The organism is Corynebacterium sp. KPL1818, from assembly GCF_000478135.1.
In the GTDB taxonomy this organism is placed as follows: Bacteria; Actinomycetota; Actinomycetes; order Mycobacteriales; family Mycobacteriaceae; genus Corynebacterium; species Corynebacterium accolens.
Window position 1 is genome coordinate 1019207 of record NZ_KI515758.1, and the last position, 18596, is coordinate 1037802.

Below are 18596 nucleotides of genomic sequence, written 5' to 3' on the forward strand. Positions count from 1 at the left end.
CTGTGTGGGTGAGTCAAACGAACGTTCGCCTGGAAAAAGCGGTAGCGGGGCTGGAGAGGTCCGACCGCGTTGCGGTGCTGCGCGCCCGCATGCAGGCGATGGAGCAGGAGGATGAAGACGAGCTGGTAGATACCGTTCCCCAGCTGGCGCGGCTACTTCCCGCAGGTGGGCTCGCCCGGCGGAAGGTGGTCTCGTGTGCGGAGTGTCCCGCGCTCGTGGTGGAGCTTATCTGCCATCTTACGGCCCGCGGGGGCCATGTGGGGATAGTGGGGTGGCCGGATCTTTCTCTCGCACAGGTTGCCGAAATGGGGAGTCTCAATAACGTGGTCACCGTCCCCGATCCGGGCCTGGAGTCATGGGCGGTAACCAGTGTGCTGGCAGAGGGCATGGACCTTATCGTCCACCATGGCCCGCCCGGCGAGCTGAGCTCGGCCAAGGCGCGGCCGGTGTGGGCGAAGATCCGCGGCGGGCAGGCTGCGGTGCTGACCGTGGGCGCGCGGCTGCCGGGCACCGCGGTGCGCATTGGGGCGGAGGTGAGTACGTATCGGGGCATCGGCAAGGGCAGCGGGCGCATCCGCGGCGTGGATATTGATCTTGCGGTGGACTCGAAAAAGGGCACGGCGCGCGGGAGCCTCACCATGGGCGAAGCCCGCAGGTTGGAGGCCGTATGAGGGTGGCCGCGGTGTGGTTTCCGGATTGGCCCATCCAGGCGGTTGGGCAGGCGGGGCCGGGGCTGGTTGCGCGCAATCATGCGGTGCTGGTCTGCGATAGCGCGGCGCGTCGGGTGGGTATTCGGCGCGGGATGCGCCTGCGCCAGGCCCAGGCGATTTGTCCTGAGATAAAGGTGGTGGAGGCGAACCCGGATAGGGATGGCGCGGCTTTCGCGGAGATTGCGGTGGGCTTGGACGCCGTGGCTTCGTCTGTGGAGGTGCTGCGCCCCGGCTTGGCCATCGTGGATGCGGGTGCGGCGCTGCGCTACCACGGGCCGGAAGCGCTGGAGATGCTTGCCGATGCCACCGCGCACGCCGGTTTTGATTCCACCCTCGGCGTGGCAGACGAGATCGCCACGGCCATCATCGCGGCTCGGCACCGCGGGGTAGGCGCGGTGGTGCCGGAGGGCGGGTCCCGGGATTTCTTGACCGCCCAGCCCGTGGGCGTCTTAGCCGAGGAGGCTGCGCTGGGGTTTTCTGCGGAATTTGTGGCCCAGCTGCAGAAATTGGGCGTGCGCCGGTTAGGTGATGTGGCGGAGCTGCCGTTTAAGCAGGTGGTCACCCGGTTTGGGCAGCAGGGCAAACGTGCGCACGAGGTGGCGCACGCGCGGGCGGACCGGCGCGTGTCCCCGGAAATGGCGCGGCCCGATCTGTCCGTGAGCAGCGAGCAATCCATCGAGCGCGTGGATGCGGCGGCATTCGTGGCCCGGCAATTGGCCGCGCAGCTGCACGTGCGGTTGGCGGAGGCGGAAGTGGTGTGCGTGCGCCTGCGCGTGGTGGCGGAGCTGGCCACTGGTGAGACTGTTGCCCGGGTATGGCGCACACACGAGGCGTTGACGGAGCAAGCGACCGCGGACCGGGTGCGCTGGCAGCTGGATGGGTGGCTTACGGCGGCGCGTTCGAGCGGCAAGGACGGTGCAGCGATCGTGCGGCTGGTGCTCGAGCCGGTGGAGGTGGCTAGGCCGCAGGCCGATGGCCTCTGGGGCGGGGATGCCTCACAGGAACAGGTCAAGCGGGTGATTTCGCGCGTGCAATCGCAGCTGGGCATAGATCGCGTCTTGCAGCCGCGGGCCGCCGGCGGCCGTGGGGTGGCCGAGCGCATCGAGTACGTTCCCTATGGGGAGCAGCGCGATGCCACGCCGCAGGGCAGCTGGCCAGGCAGGATCCCCGCGCCGCTTCCCGCGCGCCTAGGCGGCGGGCCGAACCACCCGGCCGCGCGCATTCGGCTTATCGATGCCGCCGCGCGGGACGTCATCGTCACCGCTGAGGCCCTTCTATCCTCTGTGCCCGTGGCGCTCGGGTGGGGCGTGCACCGCTACCGCGTCATCGGCTGGGCCGGACCGTGGCCGGTGGATACGCAGTGGTGGACCGAAAAGCCACAGCACGCAGCGCGACTACAAATTGTGGGCCAAGCTGAGCGGGAGCAACGCCAGCGCGCCTGGCTTTTAGTGTGGTCAGAGGGGCGCTGGCGCGTGGAGGCGACGTATTAGGAGCGAATATCTACCACGAGGCGCGTGGGATTTTCTAGCACCTGCACGGAATAAGGCTTGCGCTGGTTCATACCGATGACAAACTGGCTGCGGCCCTCATAGGTGCGGCCGTTGACCACTTGGGTAATAACGCCGCCGGCAGGTGCCTCGACGATGCCAATGCGCGGCTCGTCAATGCCGGCCTCAAACGGATAGACAACGCCATCGATATTGACATTGAGCGCGGTATCACCGGCGTAGTTAATGGGTTGACCAGAGCCTTGCTGCTTGGGATTATCGGCGTAATCCACGAACCAGCCTGGGGAACCCTCGCCCTCGAGCTCGAAGACGGCGCGCTCAAAACCATCGTGCTGGCCCACGCGCACCTTGGTCACCACGAGCTGCGAAGGGGCCTCTGGGCGCAGCGTTTTCATGCTCATATCCGCCTCACCCAGTGGGTTGATGTGCGAGTTTCCCACAGAGGCCGCCATGGTGGTGTCATCCGCTGATTCGGTGCTGCAGCCGGTGAGGAAGGCTGCGGCGGCAAGCAGGAGCGAGAGGCGGGCTTTATACATGACCACTAGAGTATAATTTCCAGTAATTGCTGCCTAGCGTTGGGGGCAGATCTTGACCGAATTGTTGCCAAATATGTGAGCTGAGTTGCAGACGGGATAGGCTAAGATACATGACCGATTTCTGTTCAGATTACCAGGTGGAACCGCTGCCCGGCACGGCGAAAAAAGAGTCCGTATTTGTCCTCTTTGAGTGGCCCGGCGGCTGGTCGCGCGATGTGCTTGATGGCGATACTTTTGGCCCGGAGCTCACGGCCCAGCTGAAGAAAAAGCTCAAGGGCCTGGCCGGGCTGCAATTGATTCGCCGTCCCGGCCGCGATGGCCGCCAGATCGGCACCATGCACCGGTGCTACCTGGTGTGGGCCGAGCAGGGCGTGATGGAATTGGTCCTTATGACCGGTCCGGAAAAGATCTTGGATTTGGATCTCACCGCGCCGGGCCGCAACGGGGGAGGATCCCTCGATACGCCCCTGGTTTTGGTGTGCACCCACGCTAAGCGCGATAAGTGCTGCGCCGTGAAGGGCCGGCCGCTTGCCGCGGAGCTGGTGGAGGATTACCCGGATATGGTGTGGGAGACCTCGCACACGAAGGGGCACCGCTTCGCGCCCTCGGTCATGCTCATGCCCTGGGCCTATTCCTTTGGCCGGATGAATAAGGAAGCCGCCGCGCAGATGATTGCGGCGGCGGCGCAAGGAAAGTATTTCTACCCGGTCAATCGCGGGCGCGGCATCTTCGGCCCGCGCGGCCAGGTGGCGGAGTTGGCGGTAGCGCGCGAGCTTATCGATGCCTCCGAGGACCTCTACTACGGCCAGCTCCACGCAGAAGACGAAAAGCAGGGTCCTGTGGTCACGCATGCCGATGGCCGGCGGTGGAGCGTGACGCTCGAGCAGCGCGCCGTGGAAGGAGTGGTCTCTTCCTGCGGCGACGCGCCCAAGACCGGCAAGGCGCTTGTGGCCACGGGCGTGGAGCTTATTAGCGGCGCATAACCTTGGAGGAGAGCCAGTTGCCAAAGAACTGCGCGGCCTGCACCAGCACGATGATGATAAGCGTGGCCACGACGGTGACTTCCCACTCGAAGGCGCGGTAGCCGTAGACGATGGCGAAGTCACCCAGTCCGCCGCCGCCGACGTAGCCGGCCATGGCGGACATATCCACGATGGCGATAAACAGGAAGGTATAGCCCAGAATCAGCGGGCCGAGGGCCTCCGGGATAATCACGGAGGTAATGATCTTCCACGGTGAAGCACCCATGGCGCGGGCGGCCTCGATAACGCCGGGGTCGATGGCCACGAGGTTTTGTTCCACCACGCGCGCCACGGAGAACGTGGCGGCGATGACCATCACGAAGGTGGCCGGTTCGCGGCCGATGGATCCGCCCATCACGGCGACGGTGAGTGGCTGCGCGAACGCCAGCAAAATAATAAACGGGATGGGGCGAACGAAGTTCACCAGCAGGTTGACCACCAGGTAGACGGCCTTATTTTGCAGGATGCCGCCTGGGCGGGCGGTGTAGAGCAAAATGCCGAGCCCCAGGCCCAAAATGCCGGCGACGATGAGGGTGGTCGAGACCATGATGAGGGTGTCGACGATGGCATCGACAAGCGATCCGCCCAAGCGGTCCCAGTCGGCGGCGGCGAGATAGTTGACGTTCATCGTTCAATCTCCTCAATTTGAGTGGTGGCAGATAGGGCTCGGTAGAACTCTTCGATGGCGGCATCGTCACCGCTCAAGCGCACGGTGAGCTTGCCAAAGGAGTGCTGCTGCAAGGTGGTAATGCCGCCGTGGACGACGGCGATGGATACGCCCGCATCCTTCAGCTTGGCGGCGGCGCCGAAAAAGCCGGATTCCTCGGTCAGGTTGATGGTAAACAGGCGGCCTTCGTGGGCGAGCAGGTCATCGGTTTCCACCACGTCGGGCTCATTGCGCAGCGAGGTGGCGACGAACTTGGCGGCCACGGCGGTCTGGGGATTGGAAAAGACCTGGTAGACGCTGCCTTGTTCGACAACGTGGCCATTTTCCATCACCGCAACCTTATCCGCGATGGAGCGCACGACCTCCATTTCGTGGGTGATGACCACGATGGTGATGCCGAGTTCCTTATTCACCCGGCGCAGCAGGTCGAGGACTTCCTGCGTGGTGGTGGGGTCGAGGGCGGACGTGGCTTCATCGGCAAGCAGCAGCGAAGGATTCGTGGCCAGGGCGCGCGCGATGCCCACGCGCTGCTTCTGGCCGCCGGAAAGCTGTTCCGGGTAGCTTTTCCCCTTATCTCCCAGGCCAACGAAATCCAGCAGCTCCTGCACGCGCTGTTGGCGCTCGCGCTTGCCGATGCCCTGCAGCTGCAGCGGGTACTCAATATTGCCCGCCGCAGTGCGGGAGTTCATGAGGTTAAACTGCTGGAAGATCATGCCGATATTGCGGCGGATGCCGCGCAGCTTCTTTTCGGACATGCCGACGATATTTTGGCCATCGAGCAGCAGCTCGCCGGAGGTGGGCGTGTCCAGGCCGTTGATCATGCGGACCAGGGTGGATTTGCCGGCGCCGGAGTAGCCGATGATGCCGATGATTTCGCCGGAATCGACGGTCAAGGAGACATCGTCAAGAGCTTTGACCTTGGCCTTTTTCTGCTGGAAGACCTTGGTGATATTGCGGAACTCAATGCGAGTGCCGTTCTGGGTGGAATCTGCCACGGGTTGCGTCCTTAGTGAGGAAGTGCCAAACCCCGCCGGGGTGAAAACCGGCGGGGTAGAAGGCAAGGGTGATTAGTCCAAATCTGCTTCGAGCTTATCCAGGATTTCCTGGAGTTCTTCTGGGGTGCGCTCGACCTCGACGGAGGTACCTGCGGAGTCCTCGTCGACGCCCTTTTGTACCGCATCGGAGTGCCAGAGCTCGGCGAGCTTCTTGATGTCCTCGTTATCGGCGTCTTCCTCGCGAACGGCGAAGACGTTGATATAAGGCTCTGCCTCTTCGGAGTTCGGGTCATCCTGGAAGACGGCGGTGGCCGGGTCGATGCCGGCGCGCTCCAGGAAGGAGTTATTGATAATCGCCGGGGTGCCCTCACCGTGCGCGGATGGGGTCTGGGCGGCATCGACCGGCACGACCTTGACCTTGGACTTCTTCTCATCGATGTCCAGCGGGGTCGGGGTGATAAGCCCGTCCTTCTTCAAGGTGATAAGGCCAGCCTGGACCAGCACGTTGATGGCGCGGCCCTGGTTGGTGGAGTCATTCGGGATGGCAACTTCTTCGCCCTCGATGCCGTCGAGGGAGTCGTGGCCCTTCCAGAACAGCGCCAGCGGCACGATTTCGGTGGCGACGATGGGCACCAGGTTGGTGCCGTTGCCGTGGTTGTACTCAGCCAGGAACTTCAGGTGCTGGAAGTTATTGGTATCCAGCTCGCCCTGGTTTAGGGCCTGGTTCGGGGTGTTGTAATCCGAGAAGGACTTGATGTCGATGTCGTAGCCGGCGTCCTTGGCTTCTTGCTCAAAAGCAACCCAGGCCTGCTTTGCATCATCGGTGGTGCCAACGGTGATGGTCTTGTCATCATCTGCGTCGGAGGAGCAGGCCACGAGGCTGGTGGCGGCGACGGTAACGGCGGCGGTAGCGGCCGCTGCGCGACGAATCTGCATGAGGTCCCCTTACATGTAGGAGTTGAAATAAATTGACCGTTTAGCAATCTAGCAATAAGCGAACCGCTTTGTCTATTGAACGCGTCTCATCGCGCCGGGTTGTATAGAACACCAATTCGACATTACCTTGTGAAGGGTGAAATTTAATGGTGGAAAGGCGCTACCGTGGTCGCGTTTAGAAAGGATACTATCCGGCAAGGACACTGCCGCGCCCGTCGCCGTACATCACCTTGGCGGCGGCGATGAGCCTGTCCAGCGTGGGCACTCCGCCGTGCCCTTTGCGGAGCTGCACGCGGTAAGCTCCTATAGCTTTCTCGACGGCGCCGCCGAGCCGGAAGAGCTGGTCGCCCGCGCCCTAGAACTTGGCCTCGAGGGCTTGGCCGTTGTGGATCGGGACGGCTTCTACGGCCTGATGAAATTCGCGGAAGCCGCAGCTAAGGCGGGCCTTCCGGCCATGTATGGCGCGGAGCTTTCCCTCGCGGAGGTCCCAGTGACCGTGCTGGCGCGCACGCCGGAAGGCTATCGCCGCCTCTCGCGCCTTATCGCCCGTGCGCGGATGGACGCCGGTGAGAAGGGGAGTGTCGCGTACCCGTCCCTAGACGCCGTGGCGCGCGAGCTGGAGGAAGAGTGCTTTTTCCTACTGGGGTGGGAGGCTATACAAAAAATCGATCACGTTCTCGAAAGAATAAAAATAGACAGCATAGTTCTCGAATATGCGTGCACAATGTCTCCCGAAGATGCGGATCACCACAGTTTCCTGGATAAGTACAATAATCTCCGCGCCATCGCAACCGCTCGACCTGCGGCAGCAACGCGCGACCAGGTAAGGCTCGCCGCCGCCAAACGCGCCTTGGCGCACCGCCAATCCTTAGAGGAAGCCGCACCGGATGCCCACCCGATGGGCGCAGGCTGGATGCGCTCCGGCGAGCAGATGGCCCAGTTGCTTCCCGGCCGGTCCGAGCTTATCGCCGAAACCGTGCGCCTTGCCCGCGAGTGCTCCTTTACCTGGGGTGCACTTGCGCCCAACCTGCCGGACTTTGTCGTCCCAGAGGGGCACACCGAGATGAGCTGGCTCGAACACGAGGTGTGGCGGCGCGGTAAAAAGCGCTACGCCTCGCGCCCGCCCGAAATACAGGCCAAGGCGAAAAAGCAGATGCGGCACGAGCTGGGCATCATCAAGCAGCTGGGTTTTCCAGGCTATTTCCTCATCGTCTGCGACCTGGTGGATTTTTGTCGCCAGGAAAATATCCTGTGCCAGGGGCGCGGGTCCGCGGCCAATTCCGCCGTCTGTTTTGCGCTGGGCATTACCAACGCCGAGCCCATTTCGGCGCAGCTGCTCTTCGAGCGCTTCTTGTCGCCGGATCGCGATGGCCCGCCCGATATCGACATCGACATCGAATCCGGCCGGCGCGAGGAGGTCATCCAGTACGTCTATCGCACCCACGGTCGCGACCGCGCAGCACAGGTTGCCAACGTTATTACCTACCGCCGCAAGGGGGCTACCCGCGACGCCGCACGCGCGCTGGGCTACCCGCAGGGCTCGGCCGATGCGTGGTCGAAGGGAATAGCCGAGCCGCCTGCCGATGTCGCCTTACTCGCCGAGCAATTCCTCGACCAGCCACGCCACCTCGGCATCCACTCCGGCGGCATGGTCTTATGCGACCGGCCGATCGCGGACGTGGTGCCGATGGAATGGGCCCGCATGGAAGGCCGCTCCGTGCTGCAATGGGATAAGGACGATTGCGCCGCCGCCGGGCTGGTGAAATTCGACCTGCTTGGTCTCGGCATGCTGGAGGCGCTGCACCACATGATCGATGCCGTGCGCGCCACCACCGGCCGCGAGGTGCGCCTGTGGGAGCTCGACCTGGCCGAGCCCGCGGTTTATGACATGCTTTGCCGCGCCGATGCCGTCGGCGTCTTCCAGGTGGAGTCCCGCGCGCAGCTGGCCACGCTGCCGCGGCTCAAACCGCGCTGCTTCTTCGACCTCGTGGTGGAGGTCGCGCTCATCCGCCCCGGCCCCATCCAAGGCGGTTCCGTGCACCCCTACCTGCGCCGGCGCGATGGCCTCGAGCCCGTGACCTATGACCACCCGGTGCTGGAGAAATCGCTGGGCAAGACCTTGGGCATCCCGCTTTTTCAAGAGCAGCTGATGCAGATTGCGGTGGATGCCGCCGGTTTTACCGGCGCCGAGGCCGATGACCTGCGCCGCGCCATGGGCTCGAAGCGCTCACCGGCCAAGATGGCCGCGCTGCGCAGCCGCTTTTTCGAGGGCCTGCGCGCCACCAACGGCATCGACGGTGAGGTCGCGGAGAAGCTCTGGGCCAAGATCACCGCCTTTGCCGCCTACGGTTTCCCGGAATCGCACTCGCAGTCCTTCGCCTCGCTGGTGTATTTTTCCGCGTGGTTCAAGCACCACTACCCAGCGGAGTTCTGCGTGGGCTTGCTGCGCGCGCAGCCCATGGGCTTTTATTCGCCGCAGTCGCTCATTCAGGACGCCCGGCGCCACGGCGTGCGCGTGCTGCCAGTGAGCATCAACGACTCCGGCGCGCAGGCCAGGGCGCTGCCCACCGGCGAAATCCGGTTGGGCCTCAACCTCATCAAGGGTCTGGGGGATAAGGCCGCCGAGCGCGTGGAGGCCGCCGCGCCCTTTAGTAGCGTCTCCGATCTGTCGCGCCGCGCGGATCTCAGCGTGGAGCAGGTGGAGGCGCTGGCCACGGCGGGGGCGCTGGAGTGCTTGGGGTTGGAACGCCGCCAAGCGCTTTGGCAGGCTGGCGTCGCCGCCACCGAGCGCGAGGGCATGTTGCCTGGCACGTCTGCGCTCGCCTCGCCGCACCTGCCCGGCATGTCGGCCTTCGAGCTGATGGCTACCGATGTCGCCGCCACCGGCGTCACCCACGATAAGCAGCCTATGGAGTTAGTCAGGGCCGCGCTTGGCGATGTCCTGCCTTCCTCCCACCTTCCCCACGTCCCCGATGGCACCCGCGTGCGCATCGCTGGCATCATTACGCACCGCCAGCGCCCGCGCACCGCCTCCGGCCTGACCTTTTTGGGCGTGGAGGACGAAACCGGCCTGATGAATGTGATGGTCTCGCCCGGGCTGTGGTCCCGCCAGAAGGTGCTCGCCCGTACCGCCCGCGCGCTTATCATCCGCGGCATCGTGCAAAATGCCACCGGCGCGGTAAGCGTGGTTGCAGACAAGCTCGAGCCGCTGGATTTTGGCGATTTCCTCTCGCGCGGCTCCCGCGATTTCCGCTAGTTTTCTCCGCATCGAAGCCCAAAAGCGGTGGCTAGGCCGAGAAAACATCGCCGGCTAGTACTAAGCGCTTGCGGTGAGCTAGTTAGCCATTAGGAATTCTTCCTATAGATTTCCGTGGACATAGGTCAAAGTACTGCATAAACCCAACACTATGACAAGGTTTCCTACTCTACTTCGAAGATATCGCCCGGCTGGCAGTTTAACGCCGCACACAGTGCCGCAAGGGTGTTAAAGCGCACGGCCTTGGCGCGATTATTCTTCAGGACGGACAGGTTAACTGGCGTGATTCCTACCTCTTTGGCGAGTGCCGCTCCGGTAATACCGCGCTCCTCCATTATCCGGTCGAGGTGGCAGATCACCTGGGGTTCTTGCTGCTCAGACAAGGCCTTCAACTTCCTCTTCGAGCTTGCTGCCGCGCTTGATGGCAACTGAGAAGAGCTGGAGGGTGCAGACAAAAAGGTAGGGCAGCGCAAGCTCGCCTAATGAGGAACCGCTCTGGTTGGCCCACCAGTCAATGTCGAGCTGCGAGGAAGCCCAGTTATTGCCCATACCTTCGAGTGGGAAGCGTCCGATAAACCAGACGAGAATCCCAAAGGTCATTCCATTAAGGAAGCGGACATTTTTCGTATTGAAAACCTGCCCACGAAGCATTGGTTTGACCAAGCGGTAGGCGAAGAACGCGATAATCAAGATTCCTGCAATCTTGACGACGAGCCCCGCAGTGAGCATCCAGAATGGCCCGCCGTCGAGGTTGTGCTTGCTTAGGCCTTCCGGGATGGCCGCGCTCAGCGCGGTGGAAAAGCGTCCGGTGACAAGGTCGCGCAGGTAGGTGGGGCCGAGGATGATAATGGTGAACAGGCAGAGGGTGGCCGCCGCAGTAATTTCGCGGCGCTCAGTTTGGGAGGTGGGTTGCGGGGTGGTCATGACAATCCTTTCCGTCGATTCCTTATCGACTTTCGATGTTGTCGTAATTCGATAATATCGATTAACGATAAGTTGCGCAAGGGTGCGGGCCCGATTGCTACTGTCAGTAGCTATGAGCGAAGAAATGAACCCCGTCTCGCCGCGTTTGGTTAAGGTGCGCTACATCCGCTACCTGAGCTGGACGGTTATTTCTGCCGCGGCGGCCGCAGCGGCAGGGTACTGGTGGACCCCGTGGTTCTACTGGGCGGCGGGACTCTTCGCCGTCCTCTTTTTCTGGCTGCTCTGGCTCATCCCGGCCCAGGTGCGCCGCATGGGCTGGTGCGAAACAGACGATGAGCTGCTCATTACGCGCGGTAAGCTGTGGCATTCTTTCACCGTCGTGCCCTACGGCCGCATCCAGTTCGTGGACGTGACTGCCGGCCCCCTCGAGCGCGCCTTCGGGCTCAAGGAGCTGCAGCTGCACACCGCCTCCGCAACCACGGACGCCACGGTGAAGGGTTTGGAAGCCCCGCTTGCCGATGCCCTCCGCACCCGCCTCACCCACCACGCCCGCGAACGGATGAGCGGGCTATGAGGTACCACCGCGTCCACCGCATGACCCCGCTGCTGCGGCTGTGGTCGGTCATCCTGGCCGTCATCGCGGCTTTTGCCTTAAACGTCAATATGGAGGCGCTGCGCGGAATCTTTGCCTTCGTTACCGGCGAACACAGCGCGGCAGACCTGCGCGATATTGGCCTCGCGCTGGCCGGGTTCATCGCAGTGTGCGCGGTGGTCTGGCTCGTCTCCGGCGTGTGGTGGCGCCAGATGGGCTACCAGCTGGGCGAGGAGGAACTCACCTTGCGCCGCGGGGTAATTTCGAAGCAGCAGCGCACGGCACGCTATGACCGCACGCAGGCTGTAGACGTTGTCGAGCCCGTTATCGCCCGTCTCTTCCGGCTCGCGGCCGTGCGCGTGGAAACGGCCGGCGGGCAGTCGTCCGCCATCGAAATCGCCTTCCTGACAAAGCGCGATGCCGAGGCCCTGCGCGCCGAAATCCTCTCCCGCGTCCACGGCGAGCCACGAGAGCGGCCGGCTGAAGAACGGCCGGCTGAAGAAGAAGACAATGTCCTTATCCCCGAAATCCCCATCGCGCGTTCCCTGGCCGCGGCCGCTTTGCATGTATCCACGATTATTCTCATTACAGCCCTCTTATTCCTCGTGGTCACGCCGATGTCCCTGACCATCACGCTGCCCATCCTTGTGGCCACCGTCCCGCGCGCCTGGAACGTGATTGACTCCTCGTGGCGCTATACCGCCAGCCTTGATGATGGCGTGCTCAATATCACCTACGGCCTTGCCGATCGCCGCCGCCAAAACATCCGCCTCGAGCGCATCCACGCCGTCCAGGTCACCCAGCCGTTCTTGTGGCGGCCCTTCGACTGGTACGAAACGCGCGTGTCGGTCGCCGGCTACGGTGGCACGGCGAGCGGCGAGGGATCGGGATCGACGCGGATCGTGCCCGTCGGCAAGCGCGAGCAAGCCCGGCAATTCCTGCCCGCCGATGCCGCCCCGACCTACGCCTCGCCCGCGCGCGCCAAATGGGTCTCGCCCATCGATTACCGGCAGCAAACCGTCGCGCTGGCCGGCGACTACGTCATCGTGCGCGCCGGCCGCTTCAACCGCCGCGTCCAAGCCATCGAGCTGCGCCACATCCAGGAACTCACCCTGCGCCGCGGCCCGATTTCCCAGCTATTCGGCCTAGCCACGGTGGAGCTCGACCTCGTGCAGGGGCCCGTGAAGATGGCGGCGCGCAACCTCGTGCTTGCCGATGCCCACGCCCTCCTTAACCGCCTGCGCTCCCGCGACCTGCCAGAACTTACACCGCTCCCTTAAACCCCAGCTGGCGCCAGGCCTCAAAGACCGCGGTTGATGCGGAGTTGGAGAGGTTCATCGAGCGCCTAGCCGGGACCATCGGAATGCGCACCTGATCGGTGATGCGCGGATGGTTGACGTGTTCATCCGGCAGGCCGGTCGGCTCCGTGCCGAAGAGCAGCACGTCGCCGTCCTGGTACTCCACGTCTGTAAACCACTTATCCGTATGCGTGGTAAACGCGAAAACGCGCGCGCCGGGCAGCGCCTCCATGCACGCGTCGAAATCCTTATGAATCTGCACATCCGCCAGGTCGTGATAGTCCAGCCCGGCGCGCTTTAGGTGCTTATCGTCAAAGTTAAACCCCAGCGGCTCAATCAGGTGCAGGCTCGCGCCCGTCACCGCCGCGGTCCGAATGGCATTGCCGGTATTGGTGGGAATGACGGGATTATCAAAGACGATGTGCAGCTGGCTCATGCCTTCAGTCTAGGATGGGGGCTATGAGCGCTACCAAACTAGATGGCACCTTGTACCGTGACGAGATTTTTGCGGACCTCGCCGAGCGCGTGGCCGCCCTGAAAGACAAGGGGATAACCCCTGGCCTGGCTACCGTTCTGGTGGGCGAGGACCCAGGCTCCCAGTCCTATGTAAAGATGAAGCACCGCGATTGCGAAAAGCTGGGCATTAATTCCATTCGCAAGGACCTGCCGGCGGATATTTCGCAGGAAGAGCTCGAGGCGGTCATCGATGAGCTCAATGCCGATGACGCCTGTACCGGCTACATCGTCCAGCTCCCGCTGCCCAAGCACCTGGATGAAAACGCCATCCTCGAGCGCATCGATCCGGAAAAAGACGCCGATGGCCTCCACCCGGTCAATCTGGGCAAGCTCGTGCTTAACGAGGAAGCCCCGCTGCCGTGCACCCCGAATGGCTGCCTGCACCTGCTGCGGCGCTTCGGCGTGGAGCTGAACGGCGCTAAGACCGTCGTCATCGGCCGCGGCGTGACCGTCGGCCGCCCCATCGGCCTGATGCTGACCCGTCGCAGCGAGAACTCTACCGTCACCCTGTGCCACACCGGCACGAAGGATCTTGCCGCCGAAACCCGTGAAGCCGATATCGTCATCGCCGCCGCCGGTCAGCCTCACATGCTCACTGCGGACATGATTAAAGAAGGCGCCGCGCTTCTCGATGTCGGCGTGTCCCGCGTCGACGGCAAGCTCACCGGCGATATCGCCCCCGATTGCTGGGATAAGGCCGGATACGTCTCGCCCAACCCAGGCGGCGTCGGACCGCTCACGCGCGCCTTTTTGGTACGCAACATCGTTGAGCGCGCGGAAAAGCTGGCGTGAATTTAGACAATCCCCACGACGCGCACTTGGCACCGTCCCCGCTGCCCGCCTCCGTGCAGTGGGTGGCCATCGGGCTCTTCATCGCCGGGGTGGCCTTGTCCGGCGGCTATGCCATTTTCGAGTATTGGCGCAGGGCCACCTTCTTGCTCGGGCTTGCGCTGCTGTGGCTGACGGTGGTGCGCCTGACGTGCGATTCGAGCCGTGTCGGCGTGCTGGCGGTGCGCTCGCGCCGCTTCGATGCCACGTTTACCGGCGTCATCGGTGCGCTGATGGCCTTTCTCGCCTACTCCGTGGACGCGCTGGGCAGCTAGTTATCCACAGGTGATTGTTTCAGTATCACCAATCTGCGGCGTGTCGCGTGGTTATCCACAGTCGCAGCACTCTTGGCCTCGCGCCCGCCGCTACCCGCGGTTTAGGCTCGGGGCCATGATTTCGGATTACCTCGCAGCGATAAACTCCCCGATGGCGCTCATCGGGGAGTGCGCCGGGCTATCCGAAGCCGAATTGGTAGACCGCGGTTTCAGCGATAAAGAGGCCGCGGAATTCGCGCGCTTGGCGAATACGTATTTTGGCAGGACATCGTTTAGCGCCAAGCAGCGCGCCGCCCGCACCACCGCGCTCCCGCTCGATGCGCTGAAAATCATTGAGGTGCACGCGCAGAAGCTGAAGACCCAGCGCGCGGCGTGGGCCCTGCGCGAGGAGTTGTGCCGGCTCAACGTTTCTACCAGCGAGATAGAAAAGCGCGCCCGCCGCCGCGTCAAAGAAGAACGCACCCAAAAGCGCGCGGAGGGCGTCCGGCTCACCCGCCGCACCGATGACCTGTGGACGCTGACCATCACCGCGGAATCGGACTTGGTGGCCGAGATTAATAACCACGTCTCCACCGTGGACGATGCGCGCCGGGTCTTTGCAGAGGGCGCGGCCACCTCCACCATCACTACGAACGTGGTCCTGACCCTGGATGACATGGTGAAGGTCACCCACGGCGAGAATGATGTCACCCTGCAGCTGACCAACGGCGCCACCATCACCGGTGCGCAGCTAGCGGAGCGCGCGCTTGCCGATGCCGGCCTCATCACCCTCATCCACCCCGTCACCGGCCCCGTGAACCTGTACCACACGCGCCGTCTGGCCACCTGGAAGCAGCGACAGATGGCGATGGCGGAAAATCCTGTGTGCCCATGGCCCGATTGCCATATTCCGGCCGATGAATGCCACGTTCACCACCTGCAACCGTGGCTGCTCGGCGGCGAGACCAATGCTGAGAACCTGACCATCGCCTGCAAGTATCACAATGCCGTCAACGACGATGACCCCAATGCCCCGCCGCGGCGCGGGCGCCTAGAGCGCCGCCCACATGAAGGTATCGTGTGGCGCCCGCCCTGGGCCCGATAAAAAAGCATCGCCGAAGCCAGCGCAGTTAAACCCTGCGCCGCTTCGGCGATCCTTGTATAAGTTTCCTTGCCACCCGGCATGCCGCGCGGACCCCGCGACGACAAGCCATGCGCCAAGGCATGCCAGCGCGATGGCCCGCGCGCTGCTCATACCCGTCGTGCCGAACCACCCGCCACCGCATGCCGCTCCGAACTGCCCGCCTCCTGCACGCTGCTCATCCCAGCCGCGCCGAACCACCCGCCACCGCATGCCGCTCCGGACTGCCCGCCATCTGCGCGCTGCTTGTTCCAGCCTTGCCGGACCACTCGGCAACCGCAAGAAGTTGTGTCTGGGGCCGAGTGTCCGTGCGCAGGTGGGGATGGCTAGATGGCGTAGTCGATGGTGCTGTCCACGTCCAGCGGGTGCGGTTGGGACAGGGTGAGGAAGTTGCGCAGGATGCGGTCCATCTGGCGCGATTCCGTGAGGAATGCATCGTGGCCAACGGGTGAGACTACCTTCGCCATGGCTAGCAGGTTGCCCAGGTTGCGCGAGAGGTGTTCCTGCTGGTGATACGGATAAAGGATGTCCGTGTCGACGCCCACGACCATGGTCGGCACCTGTGAAGAACCGAGCGCGCGGTTCAGGCCGCCGCGGCCGCGGCCGATGTCGTGGCGGTTGAGGGCCTCGGTAAGCGTGACATAGGAGCCTGCATCGAAGTGATCCGCCAGTTTCGAGCCCTGATAATCCAAGTAGGAGTTCACGGCGAAACGCTGATCGTGGCGGCGGTAAGGTCCGAGCGGCTCTTCACCGGTTTGGGCCTGGACGCCAAAGCGCTCATCGATTTCCTGTTCACCGCGATACGTCAGGTGCGCGATGCGCCGCGCCGCCGCCAAGCCCTCGCGGGGGCGCTGGGAGGAGGAATAATAGTCGCCGCCGTGCCAGAAGGGATCGCGTTCAATCGCGGAAATCTGCGCCGACTGGATACCAATCTGCCAGGCGGAGGCGCGCGCGGAAACGGCGATAACGCACGCAGCATCGACGGCCTCGGGATACATCAGCGTCCATTCCAAGGTGCGCGCGCCACCCATGGAACCGCCGATGATCGCATGCACGCGCGTTATCCCCAGCTCTTCCAGCGCCTTTTTCTCTGCGGCCACTAAATCGCGAATGGATAGCGCCGGAAATCGCGATCCCCAACTGCGGCCATCCGGATGCGGGGAGGAGGGGCCGGTGGAGCCATTGCAGCCACCGAGTGCGTTCATGGCGATAACGCACCACTTCGTCGTATCGAGCGCCTTGCCTGGGCCAATGAGATCGCACCACCACTCGGCCACATCGGCATTGCCGGTCAGCGCGTGTTCCACCAGGATGACGTTATTCCCGCCGTGCGGATCGCCGAGGAAATGGCCGAAGCGGTGGTAGGCGATGTGGGCATCGGAAAGCGTGGCGCCTGCTTCGGTGCGAAAATCGCCGATACTTATACAGCTCATGCCAGTGCGTTAAATCCCAATTCGAGGTCAGCAATGATGTCGTCGATATCTTCAATGCCCACGGACAATCGGATGGTGGACTGCGCAATACCCGCCGCGGCTAGGGCGGCGTCGTCGGACTGCGAGTGCGTGGTGGTTGCCGGGTGAACGGCGAGCGAGCGAGTATCGCCGATATTGGCGAGGTTGGAGTGGAGTTTCAGAGCATCGATAAACACCCATGCTTCCTCGCGCCCGCCGTCAATATCGAAGGACAGCACAGAGCCGGTGTAGGAATAGCCCAGCTTCTCCTTGACCTTCTTATACGGCGAGGAATCCAGGCCGGCGTAGTTGACCTTCGTCACCTTGGCGTGGCCTTCCAGGTACTCGGCCACGGCCTGGGCGTTGGCATTGTGCTTGTCGATGCGCAGCCCTACCGTCTCAATGCCATTGAGCGTCAGCCATGCATTGAACGGGGAAATGGCGGCGCCGGTATCGCGCAGCAGGCCGGCGCGGGCCTTGAGCGCGAAGGCGGGGGCGCCGAGGTCGGCGTACTTCAGGCCGTGGTAGGCCTCGTCCGGGGTGACGAAGTAGGGGAATACTGGCTTGCCGTCGCGCTCGACGGTCCAGTCGAAGGAGCCGCCGTCGATAATCGCGCCGCCCACGGCAGAACCGTTGCCGGTGTAGAACTTCGTGGTCGAGACCACGACGATGTCCGCGCCCAAGTCGAGCGGGCGGGCCAGCGCCGCGGTGGCGATGGTGTTATCCACGATGAGCGGGACCTGGTTATTGTGCGCGACCTCGGCAACGGCAGGGATATCGAGGACATCGGCTACCGGGTTGCCAAAGGTCTCGCCGTAAAAGGCCTTGGTATTGGGCTGCACGGCGTCCTGCCAGGATTGGGGATCGTCCGGGTTTTCTACGAGGGTGACGTCGATGCCAAGCCGCTTGAGGGTGACGGTAAAGAGGGTGGAGGTGCCGCCGTAGAGGCGCGGGGAGGTAACGATGTGATCGCCTGCCGAGGCGAGGTTGAAAATGGCCGCAGTCTCTGCTGCCTGGCCAGAAGCAAAGGCCACGGCGGCCACGCCGCCTTCAAGGGAGGCCAGGCGCTCTTCCAGCGCATCCTGCGTTGGGTTGGTCAGGCGGGTGTAGATGGGGCCTGCATCGGAGAGGTTAAAGCGGTTGGCCGCGTGCTCGGCGTCATCAAAGACATACGAGGTGGTTTGGTAAATCGGCACGTTGCGGGAATTGTGCGCGCCGTCGAGGTTTTGGCCTGCATGAACGGAGCGAGTGGCAAAGGACCAGTCTGCGTTGGAGTTATCGTATTTCGTCGTCATGCCACGCAAGACTAGACCAAGCGGTATGTAACGTACAGCACCCTGTCGTGAAACCGCAGGGTAGTCAGAGAATAAAAATAGACTAAGCGGTAAATTTCTCGCCTGGATTTAGCCGCTTATAGCCCTGTACTCCGGCTTTGGTGAGCATGGTGTCGAAGGCGGTGCGGCCGACATCGGAAAGCACGGCGTCGTGGATGGGAACCGTGGCTGCGGCACCCACGCGCTGGGCATAATCGGCCGCCTCAGCAGCCTTTACCCACGGACCGGCAATGGGCAGGAGCAAAACCTCGGCCGAATGATCGATGTACTGATCGCCGGGGTGGAGCAGGCCGCCCAAGAAATAGCCCACGTTGACCGGCCGCGGAATATTCGGATGAATCAGCGCGTGCCGCCCGCCGAGCACCTCGATGTCCTGCCCCGCGACGGTGATGGTCTCGCCGGGTGAGACCGCGGTGCCGCGCCCCAGCTTCTCGCAGACCTCGGCAGGGCCCCAGAGCGGGGCATCGGGAAGCCGGTCCGGATCCAGGTGATCCGCATGCGCGTGGGTAATGAGCACCGCATCGGCATCGGGGATAGTCGGCGTCATTGTTCCGGGATCGATAAGGATGCGCCCGCCTGGTGCCTCGACGGCGACGCAGGCGTGGCCAAGCAGACTAAATTCCATACG

General features: G+C 63.3%; 19 protein-coding genes. 9 read left to right on the plus strand and 10 right to left on the minus strand.

What is annotated here, in order from left to right; genetic code table 11:
- The first annotated feature begins 2 nt into the window (after positions 1–2).
- Both HMPREF1261_RS04805 and HMPREF1261_RS04810 read left to right on the plus strand, forming a co-directional pair.
- Positions 3–671: a hypothetical protein gene (locus tag HMPREF1261_RS04805; RefSeq protein WP_023030152.1), complete on the plus strand. Its 669-nt coding sequence runs from the start codon at positions 3–5 to the stop codon at positions 669–671.
- On the plus strand, positions 668–2200 hold the full coding sequence (locus tag HMPREF1261_RS04810; RefSeq protein WP_023030153.1) for a DNA polymerase Y family protein: 1533 nt from the start codon (positions 668–670) through the stop codon (positions 2198–2200). Before HMPREF1261_RS04805 ends, HMPREF1261_RS04810 begins: the two co-directional genes overlap by 4 nt.
- Here HMPREF1261_RS04810 and HMPREF1261_RS04815 read toward each other — a convergent pair.
- The gene (locus HMPREF1261_RS04815; RefSeq protein WP_023028331.1) at positions 2197–2754 is read right to left on the minus strand and encodes a hypothetical protein; all 558 of its coding nucleotides are present in this window, start codon (positions 2752–2754) and stop codon (positions 2197–2199) included. The two genes, HMPREF1261_RS04810 and HMPREF1261_RS04815, sit on opposite strands and share 4 nt — an antisense overlap.
- A gap of 110 nt (positions 2755–2864) precedes the next feature.
- Here HMPREF1261_RS04815 and HMPREF1261_RS04820 point away from each other — a divergent pair, with 110 nt between their 5' ends.
- Entirely contained in the window at positions 2865–3737 is an 873-nt protein-coding gene (locus HMPREF1261_RS04820) for a sucrase ferredoxin (protein WP_023030154.1), read from the plus strand.
- Here the strand turns inward: HMPREF1261_RS04820 and HMPREF1261_RS04825 are convergent.
- From HMPREF1261_RS04825 to HMPREF1261_RS04835, 3 genes are all read right to left on the minus strand, one after another.
- Positions 3724–4404, minus strand: a complete 681-nt coding sequence (locus HMPREF1261_RS04825; RefSeq protein ID WP_023030155.1) for a methionine ABC transporter permease — start codon at positions 4402–4404, stop codon at positions 3724–3726. The two genes, HMPREF1261_RS04820 and HMPREF1261_RS04825, sit on opposite strands and share 14 nt — an antisense overlap.
- Positions 4401–5438: a methionine ABC transporter ATP-binding protein gene (locus HMPREF1261_RS04830; protein ID WP_023016794.1), complete on the minus strand. Its 1038-nt coding sequence runs from the start codon at positions 5436–5438 to the stop codon at positions 4401–4403. Before HMPREF1261_RS04830 ends, HMPREF1261_RS04825 begins: the two co-directional genes overlap by 4 nt.
- A gap of 72 nt (positions 5439–5510) precedes the next feature.
- Positions 5511–6374 carry a MetQ/NlpA family ABC transporter substrate-binding protein gene (locus tag HMPREF1261_RS04835; RefSeq protein WP_023016795.1) on the minus strand — a complete coding sequence of 288 codons (864 nt, stop codon included), beginning with the start codon at positions 6372–6374 and terminating at the stop codon, positions 5511–5513.
- A gap of 136 nt (positions 6375–6510) precedes the next feature.
- Between HMPREF1261_RS04835 and HMPREF1261_RS04840 the strand changes: the two genes are divergently transcribed.
- Complete coding sequence (locus HMPREF1261_RS04840; protein ID WP_023030156.1) at positions 6511–9630, plus strand: error-prone DNA polymerase; 3120 nt, start codon at positions 6511–6513, stop codon at positions 9628–9630.
- Positions 9631–9794: 164 nt separating this feature from the next.
- Here the strand turns inward: HMPREF1261_RS04840 and HMPREF1261_RS04845 are convergent, their stop codons facing one another.
- Both HMPREF1261_RS04845 and HMPREF1261_RS04850 read right to left on the minus strand, forming a co-directional pair.
- Complete coding sequence (locus HMPREF1261_RS04845) at positions 9795–10022, minus strand: helix-turn-helix transcriptional regulator (RefSeq protein WP_034657925.1); 228 nt, start codon at positions 10020–10022, stop codon at positions 9795–9797.
- Entirely contained in the window at positions 10006–10554 is a 549-nt protein-coding gene (locus tag HMPREF1261_RS04850; protein WP_023030158.1) for a hypothetical protein, read from the minus strand. Before HMPREF1261_RS04850 ends, HMPREF1261_RS04845 begins: the two co-directional genes overlap by 17 nt.
- Positions 10555–10666: 112 nt before the next feature.
- Here HMPREF1261_RS04850 and HMPREF1261_RS04855 point away from each other — a divergent pair, with 112 nt between their 5' ends.
- A complete protein-coding gene (locus tag HMPREF1261_RS04855) occupies positions 10667–11128 on the plus strand; it encodes a PH domain-containing protein (RefSeq protein WP_084538512.1) in 462 nt (153 codons plus the stop codon).
- Positions 11125–12426 carry a PH domain-containing protein gene (locus tag HMPREF1261_RS04860; protein ID WP_023030160.1) on the plus strand — a complete coding sequence of 434 codons (1302 nt, stop codon included), beginning with the start codon at positions 11125–11127 and terminating at the stop codon, positions 12424–12426. Before HMPREF1261_RS04855 ends, HMPREF1261_RS04860 begins: the two co-directional genes overlap by 4 nt.
- Here HMPREF1261_RS04860 and HMPREF1261_RS04865 read toward each other — a convergent pair.
- Positions 12410–12880, minus strand: coding sequence for a tRNA (cytidine(34)-2'-O)-methyltransferase (locus HMPREF1261_RS04865; protein ID WP_005277253.1), 471 nt, complete (start codon positions 12878–12880; stop codon positions 12410–12412). The genes HMPREF1261_RS04860 and HMPREF1261_RS04865 overlap by 17 nt on opposite strands.
- A gap of 23 nt (positions 12881–12903) precedes the next feature.
- Here HMPREF1261_RS04865 and HMPREF1261_RS04870 point away from each other — a divergent pair, with 23 nt between their 5' ends.
- The 3 genes from HMPREF1261_RS04870 to HMPREF1261_RS04880 all read left to right on the plus strand — a co-directional run bounded on the left by HMPREF1261_RS04870 (position 12904) and on the right by HMPREF1261_RS04880 (position 15147).
- Positions 12904–13752: a bifunctional methylenetetrahydrofolate dehydrogenase/methenyltetrahydrofolate cyclohydrolase gene (locus HMPREF1261_RS04870; RefSeq protein ID WP_023030161.1), complete on the plus strand. Its 849-nt coding sequence runs from the start codon at positions 12904–12906 to the stop codon at positions 13750–13752.
- Positions 13749–14063, plus strand: a complete 315-nt coding sequence (locus tag HMPREF1261_RS04875; RefSeq protein ID WP_023030162.1) for a DUF3017 domain-containing protein — start codon at positions 13749–13751, stop codon at positions 14061–14063. Before HMPREF1261_RS04870 ends, HMPREF1261_RS04875 begins: the two co-directional genes overlap by 4 nt.
- Positions 14064–14178: 115 nt before the next feature.
- Positions 14179–15147, plus strand: a complete 969-nt coding sequence (locus HMPREF1261_RS04880) for an HNH endonuclease signature motif containing protein (RefSeq protein WP_023030163.1) — start codon at positions 14179–14181, stop codon at positions 15145–15147.
- 362 nt (positions 15148–15509) lie between these two features.
- Here HMPREF1261_RS04880 and HMPREF1261_RS04885 read toward each other — a convergent pair whose 3' ends face one another.
- The 3 genes from HMPREF1261_RS04885 to HMPREF1261_RS04895 form a co-directional block, all read right to left on the minus strand.
- Positions 15510–16616, minus strand: a complete 1107-nt coding sequence (locus HMPREF1261_RS04885) for a homoserine O-acetyltransferase (RefSeq protein ID WP_023030164.1) — start codon at positions 16614–16616, stop codon at positions 15510–15512.
- Positions 16613–17929, minus strand: a complete 1317-nt coding sequence (locus tag HMPREF1261_RS04890; protein ID WP_023030165.1) for an O-acetylhomoserine/O-acetylserine sulfhydrylase — start codon at positions 17927–17929, stop codon at positions 16613–16615. The genes HMPREF1261_RS04885 and HMPREF1261_RS04890 overlap by 4 nt, the downstream gene beginning before the upstream one ends.
- 82 nt (positions 17930–18011) lie before the next feature.
- On the minus strand, positions 18012–18593 hold the full coding sequence (locus HMPREF1261_RS04895; protein ID WP_023030166.1) for an MBL fold metallo-hydrolase: 582 nt from the start codon (positions 18591–18593) through the stop codon (positions 18012–18014).
- Between the last annotated feature and the right edge of the window lie 3 nt (positions 18594–18596).

What these genes read in the sequence shown, in the direction of transcription:
- HMPREF1261_RS04865 (WP_005277253.1), bottom strand. Translation starts at nt 12,880, where the DNA reads ATGAGCCAGCTGCACATCGTCTTTGATAATCCCGTCATTCCCACCAAT.
- HMPREF1261_RS04835 (WP_023016795.1), bottom strand. Translation starts at nt 6,374, where the DNA reads ATGCAGATTCGTCGCGCAGCGGCCGCTACCGCCGCCGTTACCGTCGCC.
- HMPREF1261_RS04810 (WP_023030153.1), top strand. Translation starts at nt 668, where the DNA reads ATGAGGGTGGCCGCGGTGTGGTTTCCGGATTGGCCCATCCAGGCGGTT.
- HMPREF1261_RS04880 (WP_023030163.1), top strand. Translation starts at nt 14,179, where the DNA reads ATGATTTCGGATTACCTCGCAGCGATAAACTCCCCGATGGCGCTCATC.
- HMPREF1261_RS04860 (WP_023030160.1), top strand. Translation starts at nt 11,125, where the DNA reads ATGAGGTACCACCGCGTCCACCGCATGACCCCGCTGCTGCGGCTGTGG.
- HMPREF1261_RS04820 (WP_023030154.1), top strand. Translation starts at nt 2,865, where the DNA reads ATGACCGATTTCTGTTCAGATTACCAGGTGGAACCGCTGCCCGGCACG.
- HMPREF1261_RS04890 (WP_023030165.1), bottom strand. Translation starts at nt 17,929, where the DNA reads ATGACGACGAAATACGATAACTCCAACGCAGACTGGTCCTTTGCCACT.
- HMPREF1261_RS04855 (WP_084538512.1), top strand. Translation starts at nt 10,667, where the DNA reads ATGAGCGAAGAAATGAACCCCGTCTCGCCGCGTTTGGTTAAGGTGCGC.
- HMPREF1261_RS04870 (WP_023030161.1), top strand. Translation starts at nt 12,904, where the DNA reads ATGAGCGCTACCAAACTAGATGGCACCTTGTACCGTGACGAGATTTTT.
- HMPREF1261_RS04825 (WP_023030155.1), bottom strand. Translation starts at nt 4,404, where the DNA reads ATGAACGTCAACTATCTCGCCGCCGCCGACTGGGACCGCTTGGGCGGA.
- HMPREF1261_RS04895 (WP_023030166.1), bottom strand. Translation starts at nt 18,593, where the DNA reads ATGGAATTTAGTCTGCTTGGCCACGCCTGCGTCGCCGTCGAGGCACCA.
- HMPREF1261_RS04850 (WP_023030158.1), bottom strand. Translation starts at nt 10,554, where the DNA reads ATGACCACCCCGCAACCCACCTCCCAAACTGAGCGCCGCGAAATTACT.
- HMPREF1261_RS04815 (WP_023028331.1), bottom strand. Translation starts at nt 2,754, where the DNA reads ATGTATAAAGCCCGCCTCTCGCTCCTGCTTGCCGCCGCAGCCTTCCTC.
- HMPREF1261_RS04885 (WP_023030164.1), bottom strand. Translation starts at nt 16,616, where the DNA reads ATGAGCTGTATAAGTATCGGCGATTTTCGCACCGAAGCAGGCGCCACG.